This window comes from Rhodococcus sp. D-46 (genome assembly GCF_011290655.1).
In the GTDB taxonomy this organism is placed as follows: Bacteria; Actinomycetota; Actinomycetes; order Mycobacteriales; family Mycobacteriaceae; genus Rhodococcus_F; species Rhodococcus_F qingshengii.
In genome coordinates, this window is record NZ_JAANTF010000001.1 from 260,143 (window position 1) to 283,541 (window position 23,399).

General features: G+C 63.0%; 24 protein-coding genes. 8 read left to right on the forward strand and 16 right to left on the reverse strand.

Annotation, left to right across the window (positions count from 1 at the left end; all coding sequences use genetic code 11):
* Positions 1 to 2: 2 nt before the first annotated feature.
* From G9U53_RS01270 to uraD, 4 genes are all read right to left on the reverse strand, one after another.
* Positions 3 to 1,316, reverse strand: a complete 1,314-nt coding sequence (locus tag G9U53_RS01270; RefSeq protein WP_242692404.1) for an 8-oxoguanine deaminase — start codon at positions 1,314 to 1,316, stop codon at positions 3 to 5.
* A 53-nt stretch (positions 1,317 to 1,369) separates the two neighbouring features.
* Entirely contained in the window at positions 1,370 to 2,272 is a 903-nt protein-coding gene (pucL, locus tag G9U53_RS01275; protein WP_037129153.1) for a factor-independent urate hydroxylase, read from the reverse strand.
* A 64-nt stretch (positions 2,273 to 2,336) separates the two neighbouring features.
* Positions 2,337 to 2,666, reverse strand: a complete 330-nt coding sequence (gene uraH, locus G9U53_RS01280; RefSeq protein WP_007727227.1) for a hydroxyisourate hydrolase — start codon at positions 2,664 to 2,666, stop codon at positions 2,337 to 2,339.
* Positions 2,663 to 3,181: a 2-oxo-4-hydroxy-4-carboxy-5-ureidoimidazoline decarboxylase gene (uraD, locus tag G9U53_RS01285; RefSeq protein WP_030535033.1), complete on the reverse strand. Its 519-nt coding sequence runs from the start codon at positions 3,179 to 3,181 to the stop codon at positions 2,663 to 2,665. The genes uraH and uraD overlap by 4 nt, the downstream gene beginning before the upstream one ends.
* 130 nt (positions 3,182 to 3,311) lie before the next feature.
* On the opposite strand from uraD, the gene G9U53_RS01290 reads away from it, so the two are divergent.
* On the forward strand, positions 3,312 to 4,112 hold the full coding sequence (locus tag G9U53_RS01290) for a tyrosine-protein phosphatase (protein ID WP_007727222.1): 801 nt from the start codon (positions 3,312 to 3,314) through the stop codon (positions 4,110 to 4,112).
* Here the strand turns inward: G9U53_RS01290 and G9U53_RS01295 are convergent, their stop codons facing one another.
* The 9 genes from G9U53_RS01295 to G9U53_RS01335 all read right to left on the reverse strand — a co-directional run bounded on the left by G9U53_RS01295 (position 4,113) and on the right by G9U53_RS01335 (position 13,057).
* Entirely contained in the window at positions 4,113 to 4,475 is a 363-nt protein-coding gene (locus tag G9U53_RS01295) for a VanZ family protein (protein WP_042922147.1), read from the reverse strand.
* Positions 4,472 to 4,822: a hypothetical protein gene (locus tag G9U53_RS01300; protein ID WP_003940792.1), complete on the reverse strand. Its 351-nt coding sequence runs from the start codon at positions 4,820 to 4,822 to the stop codon at positions 4,472 to 4,474. Before G9U53_RS01300 ends, G9U53_RS01295 begins: the two co-directional genes overlap by 4 nt.
* The gene (locus G9U53_RS01305; RefSeq protein WP_003940708.1) at positions 4,822 to 5,247 is read right to left on the reverse strand and encodes a DUF1707 domain-containing protein; all 426 of its coding nucleotides are present in this window, start codon (positions 5,245 to 5,247) and stop codon (positions 4,822 to 4,824) included. The genes G9U53_RS01300 and G9U53_RS01305 overlap by 1 nt, the downstream gene beginning before the upstream one ends.
* A 76-nt stretch (positions 5,248 to 5,323) precedes the next feature.
* Entirely contained in the window at positions 5,324 to 7,120 is a 1,797-nt protein-coding gene (locus G9U53_RS01310; RefSeq protein WP_030535031.1) for an acetyl/propionyl/methylcrotonyl-CoA carboxylase subunit alpha, read from the reverse strand.
* 138 nt (positions 7,121 to 7,258) lie between these two features.
* On the reverse strand, positions 7,259 to 8,659 hold the full coding sequence (locus G9U53_RS01315; RefSeq protein ID WP_003940858.1) for a condensation domain-containing protein: 1,401 nt from the start codon (positions 8,657 to 8,659) through the stop codon (positions 7,259 to 7,261).
* A gap of 4 nt (positions 8,660 to 8,663) precedes the next feature.
* Positions 8,664 to 9,080, reverse strand: a complete 417-nt coding sequence (locus G9U53_RS01320; protein ID WP_003940804.1) for a SufE family protein — start codon at positions 9,078 to 9,080, stop codon at positions 8,664 to 8,666.
* Positions 9,077 to 9,982: a sulfurtransferase gene (locus G9U53_RS01325; protein ID WP_003940962.1), complete on the reverse strand. Its 906-nt coding sequence runs from the start codon at positions 9,980 to 9,982 to the stop codon at positions 9,077 to 9,079. Before G9U53_RS01325 ends, G9U53_RS01320 begins: the two co-directional genes overlap by 4 nt.
* A gap of 118 nt (positions 9,983 to 10,100) precedes the next feature.
* Positions 10,101 to 11,564, reverse strand: coding sequence for a condensation domain-containing protein (locus tag G9U53_RS01330; protein ID WP_165638238.1), 1,464 nt, complete (start codon positions 11,562 to 11,564; stop codon positions 10,101 to 10,103).
* The gene (locus G9U53_RS01335) at positions 11,564 to 13,057 is read right to left on the reverse strand and encodes a condensation domain-containing protein (protein ID WP_042449584.1); all 1,494 of its coding nucleotides are present in this window, start codon (positions 13,055 to 13,057) and stop codon (positions 11,564 to 11,566) included. Before G9U53_RS01335 ends, G9U53_RS01330 begins: the two co-directional genes overlap by 1 nt.
* Positions 13,058 to 13,207: 150 nt before the next feature.
* Here G9U53_RS01335 and G9U53_RS01340 point away from each other — a divergent pair, with 150 nt between their 5' ends.
* On the forward strand, positions 13,208 to 14,905 hold the full coding sequence (locus G9U53_RS01340) for an MFS transporter (protein ID WP_165638239.1): 1,698 nt from the start codon (positions 13,208 to 13,210) through the stop codon (positions 14,903 to 14,905).
* 61 nt (positions 14,906 to 14,966) lie between these two features.
* The gene (locus G9U53_RS01345; protein ID WP_165638240.1) at positions 14,967 to 16,277 is read left to right on the forward strand and encodes an HNH endonuclease signature motif containing protein; all 1,311 of its coding nucleotides are present in this window, start codon (positions 14,967 to 14,969) and stop codon (positions 16,275 to 16,277) included.
* A 124-nt stretch (positions 16,278 to 16,401) separates the two neighbouring features.
* Here the strand turns inward: G9U53_RS01345 and G9U53_RS01350 are convergent, their stop codons facing one another.
* The 3 genes from G9U53_RS01350 to G9U53_RS01360 are packed head-to-tail and all read right to left on the reverse strand — an operon-like array spanning position 16,402 to position 19,038.
* The gene (locus tag G9U53_RS01350; protein ID WP_007731146.1) at positions 16,402 to 17,043 is read right to left on the reverse strand and encodes a nucleoside triphosphate pyrophosphatase; all 642 of its coding nucleotides are present in this window, start codon (positions 17,041 to 17,043) and stop codon (positions 16,402 to 16,404) included.
* 16 nt (positions 17,044 to 17,059) lie between these two features.
* The gene (locus tag G9U53_RS01355; protein WP_007731147.1) at positions 17,060 to 17,401 is read right to left on the reverse strand and encodes an acyl-CoA carboxylase epsilon subunit; all 342 of its coding nucleotides are present in this window, start codon (positions 17,399 to 17,401) and stop codon (positions 17,060 to 17,062) included.
* On the reverse strand, positions 17,398 to 19,038 hold the full coding sequence (locus G9U53_RS01360) for an acyl-CoA carboxylase subunit beta (RefSeq protein WP_003940853.1): 1,641 nt from the start codon (positions 19,036 to 19,038) through the stop codon (positions 17,398 to 17,400). Before G9U53_RS01360 ends, G9U53_RS01355 begins: the two co-directional genes overlap by 4 nt.
* 115 nt (positions 19,039 to 19,153) lie before the next feature.
* Between G9U53_RS01360 and G9U53_RS01365 the strand changes: the two genes are divergently transcribed.
* The 5 genes from G9U53_RS01365 to G9U53_RS01385 all read left to right on the forward strand — a co-directional run bounded on the left by G9U53_RS01365 (position 19,154) and on the right by G9U53_RS01385 (position 23,379).
* The gene (locus G9U53_RS01365) at positions 19,154 to 20,008 is read left to right on the forward strand and encodes a biotin--[acetyl-CoA-carboxylase] ligase (RefSeq protein WP_003940755.1); all 855 of its coding nucleotides are present in this window, start codon (positions 19,154 to 19,156) and stop codon (positions 20,006 to 20,008) included.
* Positions 20,009 to 20,126: 118 nt separating this feature from the next.
* Positions 20,127 to 20,702: a DUF308 domain-containing protein gene (locus G9U53_RS01370; protein ID WP_003941007.1), complete on the forward strand. Its 576-nt coding sequence runs from the start codon at positions 20,127 to 20,129 to the stop codon at positions 20,700 to 20,702.
* A 43-nt stretch (positions 20,703 to 20,745) separates the two neighbouring features.
* Positions 20,746 to 21,312 (forward strand): PH domain-containing protein, encoded by a 567-nt coding sequence (locus tag G9U53_RS01375; RefSeq protein ID WP_003941034.1) that lies wholly within the window; start codon positions 20,746 to 20,748, stop codon positions 21,310 to 21,312.
* 37 nt (positions 21,313 to 21,349) lie between these two features.
* Complete coding sequence (locus tag G9U53_RS01380; RefSeq protein ID WP_003940916.1) at positions 21,350 to 22,030, forward strand: response regulator transcription factor; 681 nt, start codon at positions 21,350 to 21,352, stop codon at positions 22,028 to 22,030.
* 26 nt (positions 22,031 to 22,056) lie between these two features.
* Entirely contained in the window at positions 22,057 to 23,379 is a 1,323-nt protein-coding gene (locus G9U53_RS01385) for a HAMP domain-containing sensor histidine kinase (protein WP_003940828.1), read from the forward strand.
* Positions 23,380 to 23,399: the final 20 nt, after the last annotated feature.

A 23,399-nucleotide genomic window follows, 5' to 3' on the forward strand; every position in this document is an offset into this window, starting at 1 on the left:
CCTCAAGCCTTTCCGAGTAGATCGCGGTGTGCGCGTGCGACATCCGAGGCCACGACGTCCTCGTCGACGGTGGTGACTCGTCCGTCGGCAACTACGATTCGCCCGTTGACGAGCAGTAGCTTCAGCGGGGGAGTCGAGCCGAGTACGAGCGCCGCCACCGGATCGGTGATGCCGGCATGCGCGACGGTGTCGAGTTTCCACACCGCCAGGTCGGCAAGTTTTCCGACCTCGATCGATCCGATTTCGCCCTCGCGGCCCAGAACTCGTGCGCCGGCGATCGTTCCCAATTCCAAGGCTTTTCGCACCGTCATCGTCTGCGGTCCGCCCTTCGCGCGAGCAAACAGAAGTGCATGACGAGACTCCTCGATCAGGCTGCAAGCTTCATTGCTCGCCGCGCCGTCCACGCCGAGCCCCACGGTGACCCCGCCGTTCACCAGATCGGCGGCACGGGCGATACCGGCTCCCAGGCGCGCATTGGAGGTCGGGCAGTGCGCCGCCGCAGTTCCGATTCGCGCCATCGTCTCGATACCGGCGTCGTCGAGATGGACTGCGTGGGCGTACCAGACGTCCGGGCCCACCCAGCCGACTCGTTCCATGTATTCGACCGGCGTGCAACCGAAATGCTCGCGGCAGAATCTCTCCTCGTCCAGTGTCTCGGCCAGATGCGTGTGCATACGCACGCCGTTTTCGCGGGCCAGCGTCGCGGACTCGCGGAGCAATGCCTCCGTCACCGAGAAGGGTGAGCAGGGAGCTACCGCGATCTGCAGCATCGATCCGGGATTCGGGTCGTGCCAACGGTCGATCACCGACTGCGTGCCGGTCAGGATGTCATCGAGTTTTTCAACGACGTGATCCGGTGGCAGGCCGCCGGAACTCTGGCCGAGATCCATCGACCCACGGCACGGGTGGAATCGAAGGCCGACCTGCGCAGCCGCGGTGATCTCGGCCTCGAAAACGTCGCCGGCGTCGCGGGGAACGACGTAGTGGTGGTCGGTGGTGGTCGTACATCCGGTTTTCGCCAACCACGTGAGGCCGCCGGTGGCCGCCACGTGGACGGCGTCGGCGTCGATACCCGCCCAGACGGGGTACAGGGTGGTCAGCCACTCGAAAAGCGTCGAGTCCGCGGCCAGGCCTCGGGTGATCCATTGGTAGAGATGATGATGTGTGTTGACCAGACCCGGCGTGATCAGGCAACCACTCCCGTCGATCACTTGCGCACCCGGGTATTCGTGTGGCGTTCCGGCGCCGACGTCGACGATCTTGTTGCCCGAGATCACCACATAGCCGTCTGAGTACTCGGAGCGGTCGCCGTCCATCGTGACCACATGAGCGCCCGCCACGACGAGTGTTGCCCCGAGAGCTGATTCGGTCACGACAACCAACCGGCGTAGGTGGTCCACGACGGTCCCGCGTCTGGTGCGTCGGATCGGCTGACCGCAGCTTGGATCAGGCCGTACGGACGATCCGCAGCGTGGAACACCTCGTTGTCGTTCTCCACTCCGAAGCGGCCGAGTGCATATTCGAAATGATGCTTGTTGGGTGCGGACAGTCGAACCTCCGCGATGATCGGGAATTCCTCGAGGATTGCCTTGCCGATGTGGAAGAGCGTCTGCTGCAGGGCAAGTGAATGTACCTGTGCGAACTGCTTGACGATCTGTGCCTTGATGCCCGCGTAGACCGATTCCCAGTCGACGTCGGTGGTGACGAATCGCCACTGGGCGACCAACGTCGTCGCCATGACGCGGTCGTCGGTCGGCTCGAGAACGGTGTACGGATCTTCGAGAAAACCCGAGAACTCACTACCGGTCGATTTGAGGATCACCAGGTCCTTCAGGCCGCCGATCACCCATGTCCCGGTATCGGAGATGGTGATCGACGCCGTCCGAACTTCCTGACCCTTCCGAATCCAGGTGTAGTCGTGCTCGCTGCCGTCGACAATCGCACGCTCCCAGGCGTATTCCTCGATCTCGATCCGCGCGCCACTGACCGGTTCGATGTCGTCGACGAAATGACGGGCGAGTTCGAGTCCGTACGTCTCGATCGAGATCAGACCCTTTTCCTTGGCGTAGGAGTAGGCCGTTTGTTTCTGCGTGTCGGTCGGCAGAACCTTCGATTGATCACCGGTGAGGTATGCGTCGGCGAAATCTCCACGCAGGCAGGTGGAGACGTTGATGTCGTGAATTTCGTGACGGGGGGTGTCTCGATAGATTCGGACTACTCGATTTTCCGCTTTGCCGTACTGGTGACCCGATAGTTCGATCGATCCGCTCAACCGTTCGGTGTTCGTACTGCCGGTTGTGATGTTGCCGGTCGTGATGTTTTCGGTAGTCACGTGTTCAGCTCCCGCGATAGGTGGAATAAGCAAAGGGCGACAGCAACAGTGGGACGTGATAGCCCCGTGCCGTGTCGTCCACCCGGAAGGTCACTGTCACTTCCGGGTAGAAGTTTTCTTGTCCGTTGGTCTCGAAATACGTTCCGGTGTCGAAAGTCAGGGTGTAGTGACCGGCGGTCAGGCCACCGGGAGCAAGTTCGGGGATGCGGCCGTCGGAGTCGGTCTCCGCAGTGGTGACGGAGGCGCCGTCTCGATCACGAAGTTCGACGCGAATCCCCGCCGCGGGGTTGCCCGTCGTCGCGTCGAGAACGTGCGTGCTGAGGGTCTTGCTCATGCTGTGCCTCCGGCGAGTGCATCGATCAGACGGGCGAGTCTGATCCGATTGATGGCGGCCAATTCGGTTCGAAGCACGGAACGCTCGGTCGCCGGGTCGTTTCGGAGACGACCTCGAAGGATGTCGAGGAGCTCCGTTCCAGATTTCCCCGACGCGCAGACCAGGTAAACATGGCCGAATGTCTCTTCGTACTCGGCGTTCTTCCGTCGAAGTTCCGCGAGTACGTCTTCTGTCGCCGACGAGACTCCCGACTGTTCACGGGTAGAGGCCGCGCTCTCGCTTCGCTCACCGATTCGTGGGTGGCCGGAGAGAGCGTCGTCGATCTCGGACTCGGGAAGCTCGGCCAGCACCGCATCTGCTTTGTCGAACAGAGCTTCCAGATCGGCGAACGGGCGAGACGAGGCGATTTCCTGTGCCCACACGGCGGAATGGCAACACTCGAGCAGCGCCGCGACTGCCTGGTGGTCACCGAGCGCATCGAAGGCTCCGAGACCACTGGAATTCGTTGTAGGCATGTCCACAGGATTACTTGAGCATGTTACGGATCTGTAGCGCAGCAATTACGGGAGATGATGTGTCTCGATCTTATTTCTCCGGCTGCTCTTCCCCGATCACGGTTTCTCGGCGACCGATACATTCTCAGGTATGACCGATACTCCGAAGCTGTCTTCCGTCGTACCGTCCCTGGCGAACCTCCGAGACATCGGTGGCCCCGAATCGAGCTTCGGTGGCACCGTCCGCACCGGGAGCGTGTTTCGTTCCACCGATCTGGCATCGCTCAGTGCGGACGGCGCACAGACCCTCGCCGATCTGGGCATCGTCACGATCTACGATCTGCGCACCGAATCCGAACGCGAGACGGCACCGGATCTGACGCCGGACGGTATCCGAGAAATCGGCCTGGACGTATTGGCGGACAAGCAGTATCGCGCCATTCCGGCTCAGATGCAGCAGATGATCGCCGACCCGGCGTTTGCTGCCGAAGCGTTGGGCAGCGGCCAGGCGCTCGAGTACTTTCAGGGAAGTTACCGCGATTTCGTGACCTTGCCGAGTGCGGTCGCGTCGTACCGGCAACTGTTCGTCGACTTGGCGCAGCCGCCCAGCTCGCCGGCACTCATTCACTGCACCACGGGCAAGGATCGCACGGGTTGGGCAGCGGCCGCGTTACTGCTGTTCCTGGGTGCCTCCGAGGACGCGGTCTTCGCGGACTACCTCGAAACCAACAAGATTTTGTTGCCGATGTTCGCGCCGCTCCTCGAGCGATTCGAGGCCAAGGGGATCGACCCGACCCTGCTCGAGGGTGTCCTCGGTGTCAGGCGCGAGTACCTGGAGGCGTCGATGGCAGAGCTCGCGCAGGTACACGGATCCATCGAGGCCTACTTCACCGACGGCTTGAAGATCGACGCGTCGACCCAGGACCAATTGCGGAGCAACCTGCTCAGCTGATCAGGACCTGCTCGGCTCGTCTCGGCGGGAAGTTCGTCGCCTCGTCACGAGGCTGACGATACCGATCCCGATGGCGATGCCGAGCAGGTCGGCGCTGCCGTCCCAGATCGAACCGGAACGCGAAATGGGCAGCGCTGCTTGAAGAACCTCGGACGTCGCGGCAAAGATCAACAACCACACAGCCGTGAGCCACACCGGGATCCGCGCGTGCAACGAGGTGATCGCCAATACCGCGAACATCAGCGTGTGAGTGATCTTGTCGGTGTTCTCCGGGCTCGAGGGCACGGTGGAACCCGGGGAGAAGAGCATGATCAGGGCAATGACCACGGCGATCGCCAACGGCCAGTATCGGTTGTTCTTCAATTCGTCTGCCCCTCGACGACGACGAGTCCGAGTGCACCTTCGGCGAACCTGGTGACGGCGTCGGCGGCCGTCGTGAGCGCCTCGGTGTGCCCGTCGCGGGCCCAGCCGGTGAGCAGGGCGGTGGAGTCGAGAGGCGTCAGAACGACCTCGGCGAGAAGCTCACCGGTGTTGGGTTGGCACACTGCCCAGGAGTAGACGCTGTTTTCGTGCCACTGAGCGCTTCGCTGACTCACGTAATCGGGGTCGGTGATACCACCATCGGCAAGGGCGGGGCGGTCGTCCACACGCTCGTCTGCGCGTAGTGCGCGTAGATACCAGCCGCCTGCGTTGATCTCGATCGGCTCCATCAGTCGGAGTCCCGCTCGCGGCGGCGCTTGGCTTTGCGTTCCCGGTCGGTACCGAACAGCAGTGCACCGGCCAGGGGAATCGCGAGGAACCACAACCAGGTACCGGTGACGAAGAACAGGATCACCGCGAGAATCGGGACGACGGCCATGACGCGACCGGACCAGTCGGGGTTGAAGCCTCGCTCCGCCGGTGCGTCGGGAGGCGTCACCATCGACAGGGGAGCGGTGCCGGGGGCTTGGTAGTTGCCCGGAAGATCGGCGAACACCGGAACGAGTTCACTGCGAGTTGTTGCGGCACTGACGATTCCGCTTCTCTCGTCGAACTCGGTGACGGTGAGGCGGCCTGCGGCGAAGTGCTCGCTCAGGAGATCGAGTGCCTGCTCGCGTTCTGCAGTGCCGATGCGAATGTCGGGGACGTCAGCCATCGTTACAGCCTACTCAAACGACTGTGCGCCTTTCCGGTAGTGGGGACTACCGGAAAGGCGCACGGGGCCGGAGGCCCTACTTCAGTTCTGCGAGAACCGTTCCCTGCGTGATTGCTGCACCCGGCTCGACGGACAGTCCGGTGACGACACCGGCCTTGTGCGCGTTGACGGGGTTTTCCATCTTCATGGCTTCGAGAACGGCGATCAGATCGCCTTCTGCGACTTCCTGGCCTTCGGTCACTGCAACCTTGACGACGGTGCCCTGCATCGGAGCCGTGACAGCGTCACCTGATGCTGCACCTCCGCCGGCGCCGCCGCGCTTGCGCGCCTTCGGCTTCTTGCGGATCGCACCGGAGGCAGCGCCGCCGCCGTTGCCGAGCGAGAACTGGCCCGGGAGGGAAACCTCGACGCGACGTCCACCGACCTCGACGACGACGTTCTGACGCGGCAGAGCCTCGTCCTCGTCGTCTACGGGAGCACCGGCGCCTGCGTACGGCTCGATGGGGTTGACCCAGTCGGTTTCGATCCACTTGGTGTAGATGTCGAACTTCTCGCCGTCACCGATGAACGCCGGGTTCTCGACGATGTGGCGGTGGAACGGGAGAACGGTCGCGAGGCCGTCGATCTCGAACTCGGCCAGAGCGCGCGATGCCCGCTGGAGGGCTTCTTCGCGGGTGGCGCCGGTGACGATGAGCTTGGCGAGCATGGAGTCGAACTGTCCGCCGATGACGTCGCCGGCAACGACACCGGAATCGACGCGAACGCCGGGGCCCGTGGGCTCACGGTAGACGGAGACCGGGCCGGGGGCAGGCATGAAGCCGCGGCCGGCGTCTTCGCCGTTGATGCGGAACTCGAAGGAGTGTCCACGCGGGGTGGGATCTTCCTTGATGGAGAGTTCTTCGCCGTTGGCGATGAGGAACTGCTGACGCACGAGGTCGATGCCCGCGGTCTCTTCCGTGACGGGGTGCTCGACCTGCAGGCGGGTGTTGACCTCGAGGAAGGAGATGGTGTCGCCCTGAACCAGGTACTCGACCGTTCCGGCGCCGTAGTAGCCGGCTTCCTTGCAGATGGCCTTGGCGGATGCGTGGATGCGTGCGCGCTGGTCGTCCGTCAGGAAGGGAGCGGGAGCCTCTTCGACGAGCTTCTGGAAGCGACGCTGCAGCGAGCAGTCGCGGGTACCGGCGACGACGACGTTGCCGTGCTGGTCGGCGATGACCTGAGCCTCGACGTGGCGGGCCTTGTCCAGGTACTGCTCGACGAAGCACTCGCCGCGACCGAAGGCTGCTATGGCCTCACGGGTGGCCGACTCGAACAGCTCGGGGATTTCCTCGATAGTCTGGGCGACCTTCATGCCGCGTCCACCGCCACCGAAGGCAGCCTTGATCGCAACCGGGACGCCGTATTCCTTGGCGAATGCGACGACCTCGTCGGCGCCCTTGACGGGATCCTTGGTGCCTGCTGCCATCGGTGCCTTCGCGCGTTCTGCGATATGGCGTGCCGTGACCTTGTCGCCGAGGTCGCGGATGGACTGCGGTGACGGACCGATCCAGATGAGGTTCGCGTCGATGACGGCCTGGGCGAAGTCGGCGTTCTCGGAGAGGAAACCGTAGCCGGGGTGGATGGCGTCGGCGCCGGACTTCTTGGCTGCGTCGAGGATCTTGTCGAACACGAGGTAGGACTCGGCGGACGTCTGTCCACCGAGGGCAAATGCCTCGTCTGCGAGCTTCACGAACTGCGCGTCTGCATCGGGCTCGGCGTAAACGGCAACGCTGCCGTAGCCGGCATCCTTGGCCGCCCGGATGACCCGTACCGCGATTTCACCGCGGTTCGCGACAAGCACCTTCGTAATGTGCGCGCTGGCATGACTGGGCACTGAGCCTCCTGTGGTTCGCATAGTCTGTCTCCGCGGTGTATTCCTCTGGGATTTCACCATCGGGGGATTGGCATCACTTCGGAGTGTATGCATCGCTTTGGCGCTGGTTGTAACCGGATCGCTAAAGCCCACTCCGGCTTAGGAAACGGTTTCGAAAACTACCGATGAGTAGCTGTCGGAGGTGGCGGCGTCCGGTTCGGTGACGATTTCTTCGATGGTCCGGCGCAGTGCGGCCACGTAGGCGTGAACCGCGGCGTTCGCCGTCTCGTTGCCCGGGTACCTGACCGCGAGGTTGAGTCCCTGGGGTGTGCGGTTGATCCAGATGTAGACGTCGTGCGTATAGGCCTTGCTTCGAAGTGCTCTGGCGTTCCATTCGGGCCACTGTGCGGCTTCGGGCACGAAGCGAACGTCCATGTAGGACACGACGAATCGCGGTCGGATCGGGGTTTCGAGGTGCTCACCGATCCGATCGAACGGGACAGCTGCGGCAGGCTTGACCGAAGCGATGGATTCGGCGGCGCGTGTCGCGAGGTCGCCGAACGAACAGTCCGATCCAACGGCGAACTCGACCGGGCACAGTCCGACGAACCAGCCGAGCGCGCCCGCCCACTCCTGAGCGCTGCGGGTGTGAACCGGCGTCACGACCTCGAATCGATCGGATCCCGCGACTTCGCGACCTACAGCGGCAAGTCCGCCGAGAAGTCCGGCGAAGTACCCCACGCCGGTGGCTGCACACGTCGAACTGAAGGCCTTGGACTGGTCGGCGTCGAGCAGCCAGGTCGACAGGCCGTTCTGAGAATCGGTTCCACGGTCACCGATCGGTAGCGGGAACTGGGGTAGACCGTCCGTGCCGAGAGCCTTTCGCCAGATCTCGACCGCAGCCTTCTCGGCTTCCATGTCGGCCATCTGCTCGCGTTCGACGGCACCGAAATCGACGTAGCTGCCCACCGGAAACAGATTTGCAGCACTACCGGTCGAGGCCTCGCGGTAGAGAGCTGCGATCTCGTGAGCGACCAGCACGATCGAGAACCCGTCGATGATCGAGTGGTCCGCCGCGAAGAACACGGTGAACGGACCGTCGCCACCGCGGGGCGTCAACGTCGCGAAGACGTACGACGGCCAACTGTGCGGGGACGCGTAATCGTCGAACAGGCGGTGAAGGTGGTCGAAGTTGTCCTGGCTGGACGCGTCGTAGCCGTGGCTGACGACCCCGATGTCGATTCCGCCGAGCGGGACCGTGTGCCGGGTGATCTCGCCGCTCGAGGGTTCGAGGACGGTATGCGAGCGCAGAACTTCGTGACGGTCGATCCACCGGCCGAGAGCGACTCGGAACGCATCGACGTCGAGCGGGCCGGAAATCTCGAAAGCTGTTCCCAGCCAAGACTTGTCGCCTGCGCCTGCAGCGGAACGGTTGAGATGTGCCTCGTGAATGTAGGAGACGGGCCGCGGATCCGGAACCCAGGGCCCGGTTGCGCACGGCAACCATTCGACGAGTGCGCCGGCCGGAATCGCATAGTCGGCCAGTTCGGTGAACTCCATGTTTTCAGCCCCGCAAGTGCCGCTTGATGCGCGCGAGCATGGCCGACATTCCGCGCAGACGGAGCGGGCTCACGGCTTCTGCGAGACCGAGCGCCGAATAGAAGTCGTCGGGTACACCGAGGATCTCGTCGGCGCTGTGGCCGTCGAGCCCCTGCGCGAGGATCGATGCGAAACCACGCGTCGTGGGAGCCTCGGGGGGAGCGCTGAAGTACAGACGGACGTTGTCGCGATCCGAATCGTCGACCGAGAGGAAGAGCGGCGACTGACATTCGGGGACCGGCTCCATCGCGCTCTGCTCGAGCTCCGCCGGCAACGGCGGCAGCTCTCGGCTGAACTCGAGAAGAAGGGTGAGCTTGTCCGAGGCGCCGACGGCCGCGAAGTCGTCGACGATCTCGGCCAGAGCCGAAGGAAGAGCGCTCATGACGCCGATACAGAGGACGGAACGGCGCCGGGCTCTTCGCCCTGGACGATCGGGACGCGCACGGCATTGCCCCACTCGGTCCACGAACCGTCGTAGTTACGAACGTTCGGGTAGCCGAGAAGATGAGTCAACACGAACCAGGTGTGACTGGAACGCTCACCGATGCGGCAGTACGCGACGATGTTGTCGTCGGCCGACAGGTCGCCGTAGATCTCGCCGAGTTCGGTACGGGTGCGGAAGCGGCTGTCCGGTGCCGCTGCCTTCGCCCACGGGATGCTGAGCGCGCTGGGAATGTGTCCACCACGCAACGCACCCTCTTCGGGGTAGTCGGGCATGTGGGTGCGTTCGCCGGTGTACTCCTGCGGAGATCGCACGTCGATGAGCGGCCCGTCGCCCAAGTGCGCGAGAACGTCGTCCTTGAATGCGCGAATGGGAGCGTCGTTGCGCTCGACGACCGGGTAATCCGTTGACGTGATGTCGGGAACGTCGAAAGCGGTGTCGCGGTTCTCGGCGATCCACGCATCGCGGCCACCGTCGAGAAGACGGACGTCCTCGTGGCCGAACAGAGTGAAGACCCACAGTGCGTAGGCCGCCCACCAGTTGCTCTTGTCGCCGTAGATGACCACGGTGTCGTCGCGGCCGATGCCCTTGCGGTTCATCAACTCTGCGAACTTCGCACCGTCGATGTAGTCGCGGGTGACCGGATCGTTGAGGTCGAGATGCCAGTCGATCTTCACGGCTCCGGGGATGTGGCCGACGTCGTACAACAACACGTCTTCGTCGGATTCGACAACCTTGAGGCCCGGCGCACCGAGATTCGCCGAGAGCCATTCCGTCGAGACCAACCGGTCGGGATGCGCGAACTCGGCAAACGCGGTTGAGGGATCGGGGGCAACGGGCACGGGCGTACTCCTGAAGACGAATCGTTCGGTTCGAACACGGACTTGATCGATTCTATGCGCTGTGCGCAAGGTGAGACGCCCGGAAGCAGGTTCTGCCTGCTCGTGCCCGTTGCCGACCCTAAATCCTCGGTGTTCCTGCTCCGACGCTCGAATCTCTCAATTGTTCGGTGACACTTCCGATCGGCGTCACGCCCCGGGCGCAGACTTCTCTCAGAATCCGGTCGAGTTCGGTGAGGAAATTCACCATGGTTTCGTTTGCCGTCTCGGTATCGGGAAAGCGTGAACGCAGCGAGAGACCACGGTTCGTTCGCGAAATCCAGAACTGGGCATCGTCGGCGACCGTCACATTGCTGATGTGATGGGCGTTGAGGAGATCATGATCGTCTGTGCCGGGTAGTTTGCGGTAATCGATGTACGACACCATGAAGACGTCGGTGCGCGTGCGTCGAATCTTGTCGCCCAAAGCATCTCGAACCTGGGCCATGGTGACGCCCTCGAGCGTCAACGCAACTCGGAACGACGCGTGCGTATGTGCAAGGGATGCACCGAAATCCGCGTCGGGAGTGATCTGGACCGTGATCGGCGCGCTGGTGGTGAGCCAGCCGATCGCGTCGGCCCACCGCGGATCTTTGCGAATGTGAAGCGGAAATTGCAGCGGAAGCGTCGACTGGCCGGTGTACGAGTGGACGGAAAGTCCCATCGCAGTGAGGATTCCGGTGAACACGCTACCGCCGGCGGATAGGCAGATCTCGTCGAACGTCGCAGTCAATTCCTCGTCGAGCAGCACGCGCACATCGGCGCCCTGCGGCGCGGGCTTTCCGCCCTCGACGCCGAGATCCAAGGGGAAACTCGGTGATGTGCCACCGCAGATCTCGTAGAACCTTGCCCACTCTCGGATTCGAGGGTCGTTGTCGACGGGAAGCAGAGCGTCTGCCTCCAGTTCGCAGTACCGCACGAAACTTCCCGGGTCACCCAGTCGGCTCATCACTGCGTCGATGGCCTCGTGGTCGGTCAGGTCGGGTAGGGCGATCAGTCCCTCGTAGATCTGTCGCAGTTCCCCGAGAGCGATGACCAACGAGTAGCCGTCGACGAGTGTGTGATCGAACGCGCTCAGGACCGTGTAATGCTCTTCGCGTTCGACCGTGGCAAACGTGTATGCAGGGAAGGTCAGTGGATCGCATACCGTCGTGAATCGCTTCTTGAGATGCGCTCGGAGGTCTTCGGTCGAATCGAATTTCAGAGGTTCCGAAGTCTCGATGTGTGTGCCGTCTGGATCGAGTCCCATTCGGGTGGTGGTGAACTCGCCCACCTCGAATCCTGTGTGCAGAGTGTCATGGCGACTGATGAACAGGCGCAGCGCGAGGTCGAGTGCAGGCCGATTCAGTTCTCCGGGAAGGTCGAATGCGGCTGCCATCCACACACTCCGGCCCATGCCGTGTGTTCGCGCAGTCTCGAGGTGAAAATGCTGGTTGTACGACGGTGGTACTTCCGACTCGGTGACGGCGCCGTCCGCGGGCTGAAGCGACCATTCGGTGACGATTCCGGGGTCGAGTCCGTATCGATCGATCGAGGTGACATGCATCAGGCCACTCCCTCTGGTGCCACGAACGAGTAGTCGCCTTGAGCTGCAACAGTTTTGATGATCTTCGAGACATGCTCGGCGAAGCGGGTGGCCGATTCGTGGGCAATGGGGGTGTCGGGGTGAGACACGGCGATCCAGGTTCCGGTGTGCATCCGGTTGATCCACATCGACGCGATCTGAGTCTCTTTGCCGCCGACGATTCCCGTTGCCTTCGTCTCGGCGTAACTGTATGGATCCGGCATGCGTCGGCCGTCGATGTACGAGACGATCGGCGGCGGGGTGAGCGTCTTCGACAGTCCGCCGGGTGCGGAATCCGACTCGGCCAAGCTCGACAGAACCAGATCGATGACCTGCTGCACAGAGACATCAAGGAGTGCCTTGCCGTCGTGGTACCCCTGCTGCCCGAGCTTTGCCAACTCGGTGAAGCGTCGCTTGTCGTCGACGTCGATGCCGACCGGGATCAGGTTGATGTACCAGCCCTGCGCAAACGAGTCGGCCTCGGTTCGTGTGCTGACCGGCGAGAGGGCGATGTACTTGTCGCGTCCGGCGAGTTCGAATTCCGCAATCGCGAGCGCGGTAAACATTCCGCCGATGAAGTTGGCGCCGTTGGCTTTACAAACCGCACCGAACTTCTCGCACTCGATGTCGTCGGCCAGGTCGAAGCGTGAACCGATAGCCGGTTTGGGCGCGTCCTCGGCCCCGAGCGGGAGCGGAAATCCGGGGAACGAGCCGCCGCTGCGCATGAGGTAACCGAGCCACTGGTGCACTTCGGGTGACTGCATCGTCAGTTCGGTTGTTCGCTCGCGTTCGACGCGACCGAACTGTGCGTAACTTCCGGCCGGCCCGAGCTCGGGATGCGATCCGGTCGTTTCCGCGGCGTAGAGCTGACGCAATTCTGCGTACATCAGCACCATCGAGTTCATGTCCGAATGGGCGTGGTCGACTGCATGGAACAGGGTGAAGCTCGGATCGGCTTCGAGGTCGGCATGGTGGTGCTCGACGGCACCGAACACGAAGGCCGGCCACTGCAGCGCGCTGGTTTCGGTGGCGAACTTGGTCGCGACGAGCGCGCGGATCGCCTCGGATTCGGAGACGTCGTCGCCGACGCGGTACTCGAGTTCGATGCTTTCGACCGGCACCACGTGTCGACGGACCTCGAACGAGGTGTCCGCAGCGTCGGTGGTTGCTTCGTCGAACGAGAACCAGCTGTGCAGCGTGTCGTGGCGACGGATGTAGCGCTGAAGGGCTCGCGTCATGGCGTCGCGGTCCAGTGTTCCTGCGAAATCGAAGGCGATACCGATCCACGGAGACTGCGGATCGCCCTTCTCTGCGGTGACGCGGGCGCGTCGCAGGTGGCGATCCTGCATCGTGGTCGGGGGTAGTTCTCGGTCGATCTCGGCTTCGGCGGCTCGTTGAGCGGAAGCATGCGTGACGCCCCATTCGATTACCCGCCCAGGAAGCGGGTGCCAATGGGTGATCAAGTTCAGATCCATCGAGTAGAACTCCTGCGTGTGTCGTCGAGAAGCCTGCTCTGAAAATGGGCAGACGACGAACTATCCCATCTGGGGGACTGAATTGTCCGAAATACTACAATCTAAACAAGAACAGGTTCTAGAAGCGTTGTATTCGATTAGGATCATTCGGTGCTTCCGGACCCTTTAGGTGACGCTGTCGGCGCCGACCACAAGGGCGGGCGGCGAGCTGGTTCTCTGACGCCCTGGCTCGGGTTGGCGACGAGTCTGGCGGCGGCATTCATGCAATTGCTCGACGCGACAATCGTCAACGTCGCGCTTCCGAGTATCGCCGTCGATCTTCAAGCAGGCGTATCGGCGCAGTTGCTCATGGTCAGCGTGTACATCCTGGCTTTCGCGTGTTCGTTGATCACTGCAGCGCGGCTGGGGGACCTGTTCGGCCGTAGGGTTGTTTTTCTGACCGCCCTGTCCGTATTCGTCGTTGCCTCGTTGCTGTGCGGGCTCGCGCAGAGCGCGACGATGTTGATCGTCTTCCGGGGTCTGCAAGGATTGGCGGCCGGTTCGATGTCAGCCCAGACGTTTGCCATCATCTCGGGTCTGTTTCCGAAGGCCAGGCATCCGCGAGCCTTCGGGATCTACGGTGCGACCATCGGGCTCGCAACAGTCAGTGGGCCTCTGATCGGTGGGCTGCTGATCGAGTGGAATCTGTTCGACTGGGGCTGGCGCCTGATCTTCTTCGTCAACATCCCGATCGGCATCGCCGCCTTGATTCTCGGATATTTCCATCTCGTCGATGCTCGCGCTGAGCATGTGCGCTCACTGGACCTCATCGGCGCCGCACTGTCATCACTGGCGTTGTTCCTGCTGATCCTTCCCCTGGCCGAGGGAAGGGCGCGCGGATGGCCCACAGGTCTTGTCGTAATGCTCGCGATGTCGGCGCCGGTGGCAGTGGCGTTTGTGCTCTACGAATCGCGTTTGGCGAAACGAGGCGGCGATCCGGTCCTTCGTCTCGAGCTTTTCCGCGACCGAGCCTTCACAATCGGCGCGGTTCTTGCGTTCGTTTTCTTCGGAACCCTGACTTCCTTGATCTTCACCATCAGTCTCACCCTTCAGTTCGGCTTCGGGTTCTCCGCATTGCGAGCGGGCGTCATGACGCTGCCGTGGGCCGTCGGAATGGGCGTGGCGGCGGTTCTCTCATCGGCGGTGTACCGGATGCTCGGAAACCGTGTTCTGATCCTGGGGATGGTCGTCTTTGCCGGCTCGCTGATCGCGCTGTCGATCATCCTCGAACGCGAAGGAACCGATCCACGCTGGCTCGCGCTCGCCGGTCCGCTGCTTCTCGGTGGCGCAGGTCTCGGACTGTTCGTGGCACCACTGCAAACCGCGATCCTTGCGACGGTCGAACCCGCGCACGCGGGTTCGGTGTCGGGACTGCTTCCTACCGTTCAGCAGGTTGGCAGCTCCATCGGACTGGCCTTGATCGGAGTGGTGTTCTTCTCGCTCGTCGCGGGGCAAGCTCCGCAAGCAGTGCAGGGGGAGCGGCCCGAGTACGTTGCGAACCTTGAAGCTGCCGGCGTTGGTCCCGGCCTGATCGACATCGCCGAAAAGGCCTTTGTCGATTGCGCAACAAGCCAATTGGCATCCGGAACACCGATGGAGGTGGCGCCGGAATGTCGCCGGGACGGCTCCGCCGGTGCCGGGGGTCAATCCGTTCAGGTGGCAGTTGATGCCGCGTACGCATCGACTCGCGCGGCGGCCGGCGAAGCATTTCTCGAAGCGCAGCGCCGTGTGCTCGCGATCATCGCAGCAATTGCGCTCGGTATCGGATTGGCATCGACTGCTCTGCCGCGGGTCAATTCGCCGGTCTGAAAATTGCCCTTGACTCGAACAGGTGTTCGAGTACCCTGTGTGCAGGGGATCGGGGGATTCAATGAGTGTCTTGTTGTCGGACGTGGTGTCTGGTTCTGCGGTGGGGTTACGCGGACGCCTGTGGCGGTTGTCTTCTGCCGAGTTGCGTGCTGCTGCTGTCGAGGCGAGTGCGGAGATTCTGCGGCTGGAAGCGGTGCGGGTGGCGGTGGTGGACGAACTGTCGATGCGCCCGGATGATCAGGTGATTGCCAGCCGTGGAGTCGGGTCATGGTTGGCGGCGAACACGATGCTGCAGGTTCGGGACGGGAAGAAGATCGCCGCCCTGGGTGCGGCTTTGCGGCCGTTTCCGGCGGTGGCTGCTCGGTTCGATGGCGGGGATTGCTCGTTCGATCATGCTGTGTTGATCGTGGCGTTCTGTGAGTCACCGCCGAAGGGCATGCCGGAGGAGGCGCTCCCTCGCTGTATCGATTTGTTGTTGGCTGCTGCGTCGGGGGTGGAGGCGACGACGACGAAGGTGCGGAACGTGATCGCGACGTTGGAGCGGTTGTTCGAATCGGATGAGATCCCGCCCGCCGAGGATGTCGATCTCAATGAGTTGCGGATCGCGTCGACGCTCAATGGTCGGGTGGTGGTGCGTGGTGATTTCGATGCCCTCACCGGGGAAATGTTGTTGTCGGCGTTGTCGAATCTGACGATGCCGACCCCGGCACCGGATGGGACGCCGGATGCTCGGTCGGCGGCAAAACGCACGGCCGACGGGTTCACCGAACTGATCCGCCGCTATCTCGATTGCGCCAAGACCGGAACCGATGGTGGTCAGCGTCCGCACGTGAATGTGCACATCAATGCTCGTGATTTGGCTGAGCATCGGGATTGTGCCGCACAGTCTTCGGATTCGGGTGATGACGGCTCACTGGAGCTGTCCGATCTTGATGTCGGGCACATGCCCTGGCTGGGACCGCTGTCGGTGTCGCAGACCAGGCTTCTCGGGTGTGATTGTTTCCTCTCCACCGTGCTGCTCGACGATCACGGCGCGCCGCTCGATGCGAAACCAGGGAAGAGGTTGGTCACCGCCGAACAACGGACTGCGTTGATTGCCCGAGACAGAGGCTGCGCGTTCCCCGGTTGCACATGTGTGCCCGCGTGGACCGATGCGCACCATATCCGGCACTGGGCGAACGGCGGCCCGACGGTGATGAACAACCTGGTCCTGCTGTGCCGTTCGCACCACCGGTTGATGCACCGGAAATCAGGGTTCGTCGGGAAATGGGATATCCGGATCGGTGTCGACAACAAACCGTGGTTCATCCCGCCACCCTCGATCGACCCGCAGCAGCACCCGCGGCCGGCGAACACCACCTTCAAAACCTGAAGGGTCAAACCTTTTCGGTGACAACAAAAACGACCAGCTTCGCATCGGCATGGACCCGATGCGGGGCTGGTCAGTGGTGCTTGGAGAAAACGTGCTTGGAGAAAACGTGCTTGGAGAAAACGCGTCAGAAGATGCTCTGCGTGCGCCAGAGATCCGAGACGGAAACCCCGACACGCTCGAGAAGTGTTCGTACCAAAGGTAATCCGATACCGATGACACTCGAGGGATCACCCTCGATTCTCTCCACGAACCAGCCGCCGAGACTGTCGAGCGTGAATGCTCCGGCGACTTGGAGCGGCTCGCCCGTTGCCAGGTATGCCTCGAGATCCTCGGTGGACGGTTGCGCGAAATGAACCACTGTTGCGCTGTGATCCGAGGCCATGCGGACGATGCGGCCGTCGGCGACGCGTAGGACACAGTGCCCGGTCAAGAGAGTGGCGCTGCGTCCGGCCATTGCGGCCCATCGCTTACGGGCGATATCGACGCTGCCCGGCTTGCCTTGAAGTTGCCCGTCGATCAGGAGCATCGAATCGCACCCGACAACGACTACGTCGGTGAGATTGTCGGCGGCAAGACCGGGAACGATCTCGGCGGCCTTGGCCTCCGCCAGTACCGTCACGACTTTTTCGGGGGCGGCGTCGGGTCCGAGGTTGTCGGCGATCTTGTCCTCGTCGACGCCGGAGACACGCACAAGCGGCGAAACCCCGGCCGCCCGCAGAACTGCGAGGCGAGCCGGGGACGCTGAAGCTAGAACCAGTTGAGTCACGTCAGCAGAGTGATCGTCAGCTGCGACGGATCGCGGGGTTCAGGTACGCGTACGGCGAGAACGGCGCACGCGTGCGGTGGAACTGAGTCGGATCGCCCCAGGTCTCCGCGGGAACGTTCGACTCGGGAGCTTGACCGCTGCCGGCAGCCGCAGCAAGCACGCTGACCAGTGCCGCGATCTCGACGTCCGTGGGCGAACCCTTGACGATCTTGATGACCGACGCGTCGGAGGTCGACGTCTCGGTCAGCTCCGTGAGCGAAGCATCCGTCGCGGTTCCCTCGACGACCGCACCGTTGGTCGGTGCGGTCTCCGCCAGTGCGACATCTTCGCTGAGAATGTCCTCGGTGGTTGCGGTCATAGGGGAATGTTCCCATGCTTCTTGGGCGGAAGGGAAACGGCCTTGCGCTCTAGCAGTCGCAATGCGGAAACGATTTGTCCGCGGGTGTGCGACGGAGGAATGACAGCGTCGACGTATCCGCGCTCAGCGGCGACGTACGGGTTGACGAGTGTGTCCTCGTACTCGTTCTGCAGCTTGAGGCGCAGTGCATCGACGTCTTCGCCGTTCTTCGCGGCTTCGAGAAGCTGCTTGCGGTAGACGAATCCGACAGCTCCGGATGCACCCATGACGGCGATCTGAGCGGTCGGCCATGCCAGGTTCACGTCGGCGCCCATGTGCTTGGAGCCCATGACGTCGTACGCTCCGCCGTAAGCCTTGCGGGTGATGACCGTGATCTTGCCGACCGTTGCTTCTCCGTATGCGTAGAGGAGCTTCGCGCCGCGGCGGATGATGCCGTTGTATTCCTGCTCGGTTCCGGGGAGGAAGCCGGGAACGTCGACGAGCGTGATGATCGGGACGTTGAACGCGTCGCAGGTACGCACGAAGCGAGCGGCCTTCTCCGAGGCGTCGATGTCGAGGCAGCCCGCGAACTGGGTGGGCTGGTTGGCGACGATGCCGACCGAGCGTCCGTCGACGCGACCGAAACCGACGATGATGTTCATCGCGCGCTCGGCCTGGACCTCGAGGAACTCGTCGTCGTCGAGGATGCGACGAATGACCTCGTGCATGTCGTACGGCTGGTTGGCCGAGTCCGGGATGAGGGTGTCGAGTTCGATGTCCTCGGCGGTCAGGCTGTCTTCGATCGAACCGACGATGGGGTCGGTGATCTCGCCGCGGGGAGCCGCTGCCTGGTTGTTGGACGGCAGGTAGCTGAGCAGGTCCTTGACGTAGTCGAGTGCGTCCTGCTCGCCGGAAGCGACGTAGTGGGCGACGCCGGACTTGACCATGTGGGTGCGAGCACCGCCGAGGTCTTCCATCGTGACGTCTTCACCGGTGACCGTCTTGATGACGTCGGGGCCGGTGACGAACATCTGGGAGGTCTCGTCGACCATCACGACGAAGTCGGTCAGTGCGGGGGAGTACACGTGGCCGCCGGCGGCGGGTCCCATGATCAGTGAGATCTGGGGGATGACACCCGAGGCCTGGACGTTGCGGTGGAAGATCTCGCCGTAGAGGCCGAGCGAGACGACGCCTTCCTGAATGCGCGCGCCTGCACCTTCGTTGATGCCGACGAGGGGCCGTCCGGTGCGGATCGCGAGGTCCATGACCTTGACGATCTTCTCACCGTAGATTTCGCCGAGCGATCCGCCGAAAACGGTGGCGTCCTGTGAGAAGACACAGACGTCGCGGCCGTCGATGGTGCCGTAACCGGTGACGACGCCGTCGCCGACCGGGCGGTTGTCAGCGAGACCGAAGTTCACACTTCGGTGCCGTGCCAGTGCGTCGAGTTCGACGAAGGAGCCCTCGTCGAGGAGGGCGGTGATGCGCTCGCGGGCGGTCAGCTTGCCTTTGGCGTGCACCTTGTCGATGGCGGCTTCGCCGCTCGGTGCCTGCGCCTGGGCTTGGCGATTCCGCAGGTCCGCGAGCTTTCCCGCGGTCGTGTGGATATCGGGTGCGGCCGCCGCCTCCGGCGCGTTCGGCTCTTGGACAGTGGTCATGGACGTGAGCTTAACGAGAGTGCGTGGGGGGCTTCGAAGGCAGGTCCGATTGTCGCTGTCTTGCAGGCTCAAGCTACTGACCAGTACATTCTCGCTGTCGTCATAGGCTGGGGCTATGTGGACCGACTTGAACCGACCGCCCCTCGACGGCAATGCCCTACGACGCGCACTGGTGCGCAGTGACAACGACGACGCGCGCGTTTTCTGGAACCGCCTCGACGTTGTCGAGGAGACCGGTTCGACGAACGCGGATCTCCTTGCGCGAGCGGCAGATCCGGATGCCGACCGTCACGTTCTGATCGCCGAATATCAGGCGAGTGCACGTGGCCGTCATTCGCGCACGTGGGTGAGTCCGCCGCAAGCGCAGATCTCGATGTCGGTTCTGCTGTCGATGCCCGGAATGAATCTCGCGGACATGGGTTGGCTCCCGCTACTGTCGGGAATCGCGGTCGTCGACGCGCTGCGCAACGTGGCCGAAGTACCCGCAGAACTCAAGTGGCCGAACGACGTTCTCATCGGTGACAAGAAGGTCGCCGGCATTCTGGCCGAGGTGGCGAGGACGGCGCCCGATCCCGCGGTGGTGGTGGGGATCGGGCTGAACGTGAGCCTCGGCGTCGAGGAGCTGCCCGTCCCGACCGCTACGTCACTGCTGATCGAAGAAGCATCGACTGTCGACCGCGACACTCTCGTTCGCGCAATCGCCCGTGAATTGGCAACGCAATTCCGTGCTTGGGAATCGTCGAAATGGGATACATCTGTGTTGGCTGCCGAATACCGGCAGCGCTGCGGGACGCTGGGCAAACGAGTCCGCGCGGTCTTGCCGGGCGACAAGGAGGTGTTCGGTATCGCGACCGACGTCGACACTTCCGGACGCGTCGTCATCGAAATCGAGGGAACAGATGGGGAGACCTTTGCGGTCGCAGCAGGTGATATCACGCACCTTCGCGCCGCCCCGGTCACCGAATCGTGAACGTTGCCGGATTTTCTGGCACCAAAGTGCTAATTTTTGGCCCGGACCGGTTTTCGAACCAACCGTCCGTCCTTCATTTCACTCAACTGCGGGATTTACCGAGCTGCCTAGGGGCGTCATGACCACACCGATCGTTGTTCCGACCGAAGCCGAGACGGCCGAGAGCGCTCGCCGCGTACTCACCGGCGTGACGGTGCTGCTCGGTGTCCTCACATTGGGCCTGGGTATCGCGGTACTCGCGTGGCCGGATGCCACCCTGTTCGTGGTCGCGGTTGTCATTGCGATCCAGCTGTTCGGATTCGGAATCGTTCAGATCATCCGTTCGTTCGCGGACGTGACGGCTTCGGGTGGAACTCGCACGCTCGTCGCGATCTCCGGCGCGTTGGCAGTGCTCCTCGGATTCTTGGTTCTCCGTAGCCCTTTGCAGACGGTGGTTCTGATCGCGTTGGTGATCGGTGCCTGGTGGGTATTCCGTGGCGTTCTCGATCTGGTCGACGCGGCGTCCGGGCACACCGTCGATCGCGGTCTGTCGATCGTGCTCGGAGTCATCAGCATCGTCGCGGGTGCAATCGTCCTTCTGCAGCCCGAACTCTCGCTCGACGTCTTCCGCATCGTGGTCGGCGTGTGGATGGTGCTGTACGGCATCATCATCGTCGTGACCCCGTTGGTGCTGCGAAAGATCGCGCAGCCCTGAGCGTTGTGCCTGAAAGTCGGTGCGGGGTGGCAGACTTCCCGTCATGGGATATCCCGAAGACGCCCTCGCTCAGGACGAGGAACTGATACTGCATCGCCATCCTCATTGGAAGATGTTGGTGCTTCCGGCGCTGACGTTCGTACTTGCGACGGCTGTCGCCGGGTTCTTGTTGGGCCTCGCACAGACGAGATTGGACGGCACGGCTCGCACCGTGTCGTCCATTGCCGTCGGAATCATCTGGCTCGGTGTCGTGGCCTGGCGGTCGGTTGCGCCCTTCACGGTTTGGAAGTTCACGCATTTCATCGTCACCGATCGGCGAGTGCTCATCCGCCACGGAGTGCTCACGCACACGGGTATCGACATTCCCATGGGGCGGATCAGCAATGTTCAGTTCCGTCACGGCCTGATCGATCGAATGCTCAAGACCGGAACTCTGGTCATCGCATCTGCCAGTGACGATCCGCTCGAGTTCGACGACATTCCTGACGTCGAGCACGTTCACGCCCTGCTGTATCACCAGGTTTTCGATTCCATGCAGCAGCCACCATCGCAGGCACCGCAGTGGCCGTCAGGTGAAAACGACGACCCGAATGATCGAAATGGCTGGTAATCAACGTGCAAAGGCGTGTTGTCCGTAGTCTGTTCGTGTGACTGCCGTATTGCTAGCCGAAGACGACGAGGCCATTGCTGCACCCCTTTCCCGCGCCTTGGGGCGTGAAGGGTATTCGGTGACGGTCGAACCGACCGGACCCGCTGCGTTGCAGCAGGCGCTCGAAGGTGATTTCGACCTGTTGATTCTCGATCTCGGCCTTCCGGGCATGGACGGCCTCGAGGTCTGCCGACAGATTCGTGCGCATCGCACCTCGCTCGCCGTGCTGATGTTGACCGCCAGGACCGACGAAGTCGACTTCGTGGTCGGGTTGGACGCGGGCGCCGACGACTACGTCAGCAAGCCGTTTCGTCTCGCCGAGTTGATGGCACGTGTGCGAGCACTCCTGCGTCGCCACGGTGGCCGCGAGGACACGATCGTCGAGGTCGGTGGCATCAGGCTCGAGCCCGCGGCACGACGCGTACTCGTCAACGGCTCCGAAATCGCCTTGGCCAACAAGGAATACGAGCTTCTGCGGGTCCTCCTCGAGCACGCCGGGGAAGTGGTCTCGCGCGATACGATCCTTCGTGAGGTGTGGGGCGACGTCGAGCTTCGTGGATCGAAGACGCTCGACATGCACATGTCGTGGCTGCGCCGCAAGATCGGCGACGAGGGCCCCGCCGTGGAACGCAGGATTGCCACCGTCCGCGGTGTCGGTTTCCGAATCAACACCGACTAACTTCTCGAGAATCAGGAACTGCCGGCATGCGGCGTCGCATATTGCAGTCGATTCTCGCTGTCGTGATCATGACGGCGTTGCTGCTGGGGGTTCCGCTGATCTACACGGCGTGGCTCTGGGTGGAGGACGTGACGCGAAGTGATCTCCGGGTGCGCCTCGACCGGATGGCCGCTGAGGTCATCGCGCAAGAGGGGACGAACGGACTCGTCGAAGGTGCGTTGAACACCGATTCGCTCAAGGTTCTCACCCCGAACGACGGGCGCCTCGTCGTCGTGTATCCGACCGTCGTCGACGGCGCCGCACGCGTCGACGTCGGTGAGGCGACGGTCAAGAACGCACTCGTCGAATCGCTCGCGATGGGAACGTCCGGCTCGTTGCGTCTCGAGGTGCCGTCGGAGAACCTGCGCACCCAGCAGAAGCAGGCGGTGATGGCTGTCGGCGTGCTCGTGCTTCTGTCCATCACGGCAGGCACCGTGGTTGCTGTGGTCACTGCGCGTCGGCTTGCCGATCCGCTGCAGGATGTGGCCGACCGGGCGGCGCGCCTCGCCGAAGGCGACTTCCGGCCGGATCCTCGTCGGCACGACATCCCCGAACTCGACCGCGTGTCCGACGTCCTCGATGCGGCAACCGTGGAGATTTCGGTGCGGCTGCAACGAGAGCGCGCGCTGGTTGCGGATGTCTCGCATCAATTGCGCAGTCGACTGACTGCAGTGCGGCTGCGCCTGGACGAGTTGTCCGTTCACGAAGATCCTGACGTCGTGAACGAGGCCGAGGAAGCCATGGCGCAAGTGGACAGGCTCACCGACGGAATCGACGACCTGATTCGCTCGTCGCGCACCAGTGGGTCATCGGCGAGTCTGGTGTCGGTAGTCGGCGAGCTGGAACAGGTGACTCGCGACTGGCAGGCTCAGTTCGACGGAGAGGGACGCAGGCTGCGCCTACGTGGCGATCGCACGGTGATGGCTGCGACCACAGGTTCGCGTCTGCGTGAAGCTGTTTCCGTTCTGGTCGACAATTCGTTCGAACACGGTGAAGGCACGTGCACGGTGTCGGTGCGATTGATCGACGGTACGGGTCGCAGTTCGTCTCGCCGTGACTCGATGGTGTGCGTCGAGGTCACCGACGAAGGCTCCGGTGTGGAGAACGATCTGGCGCCGCACATCTTCGACAGAGGATTTTCGGGGGCGGGGTCCACCGGCGTCGGGTTGGCGCTCGCACGTGCACTGATCGAAGCCGACGGGGGCCGCCTGGAACTGCAGAGGCGTAAGCCTGCCTTGTTCGCCGTCTTCCTGCCGGTGGCCAACACGGCGCCGACCGCGGACGTCGTTCCGCGCCGCGAACCGCGCTGACCGAAAGGCCGGCGCAGACG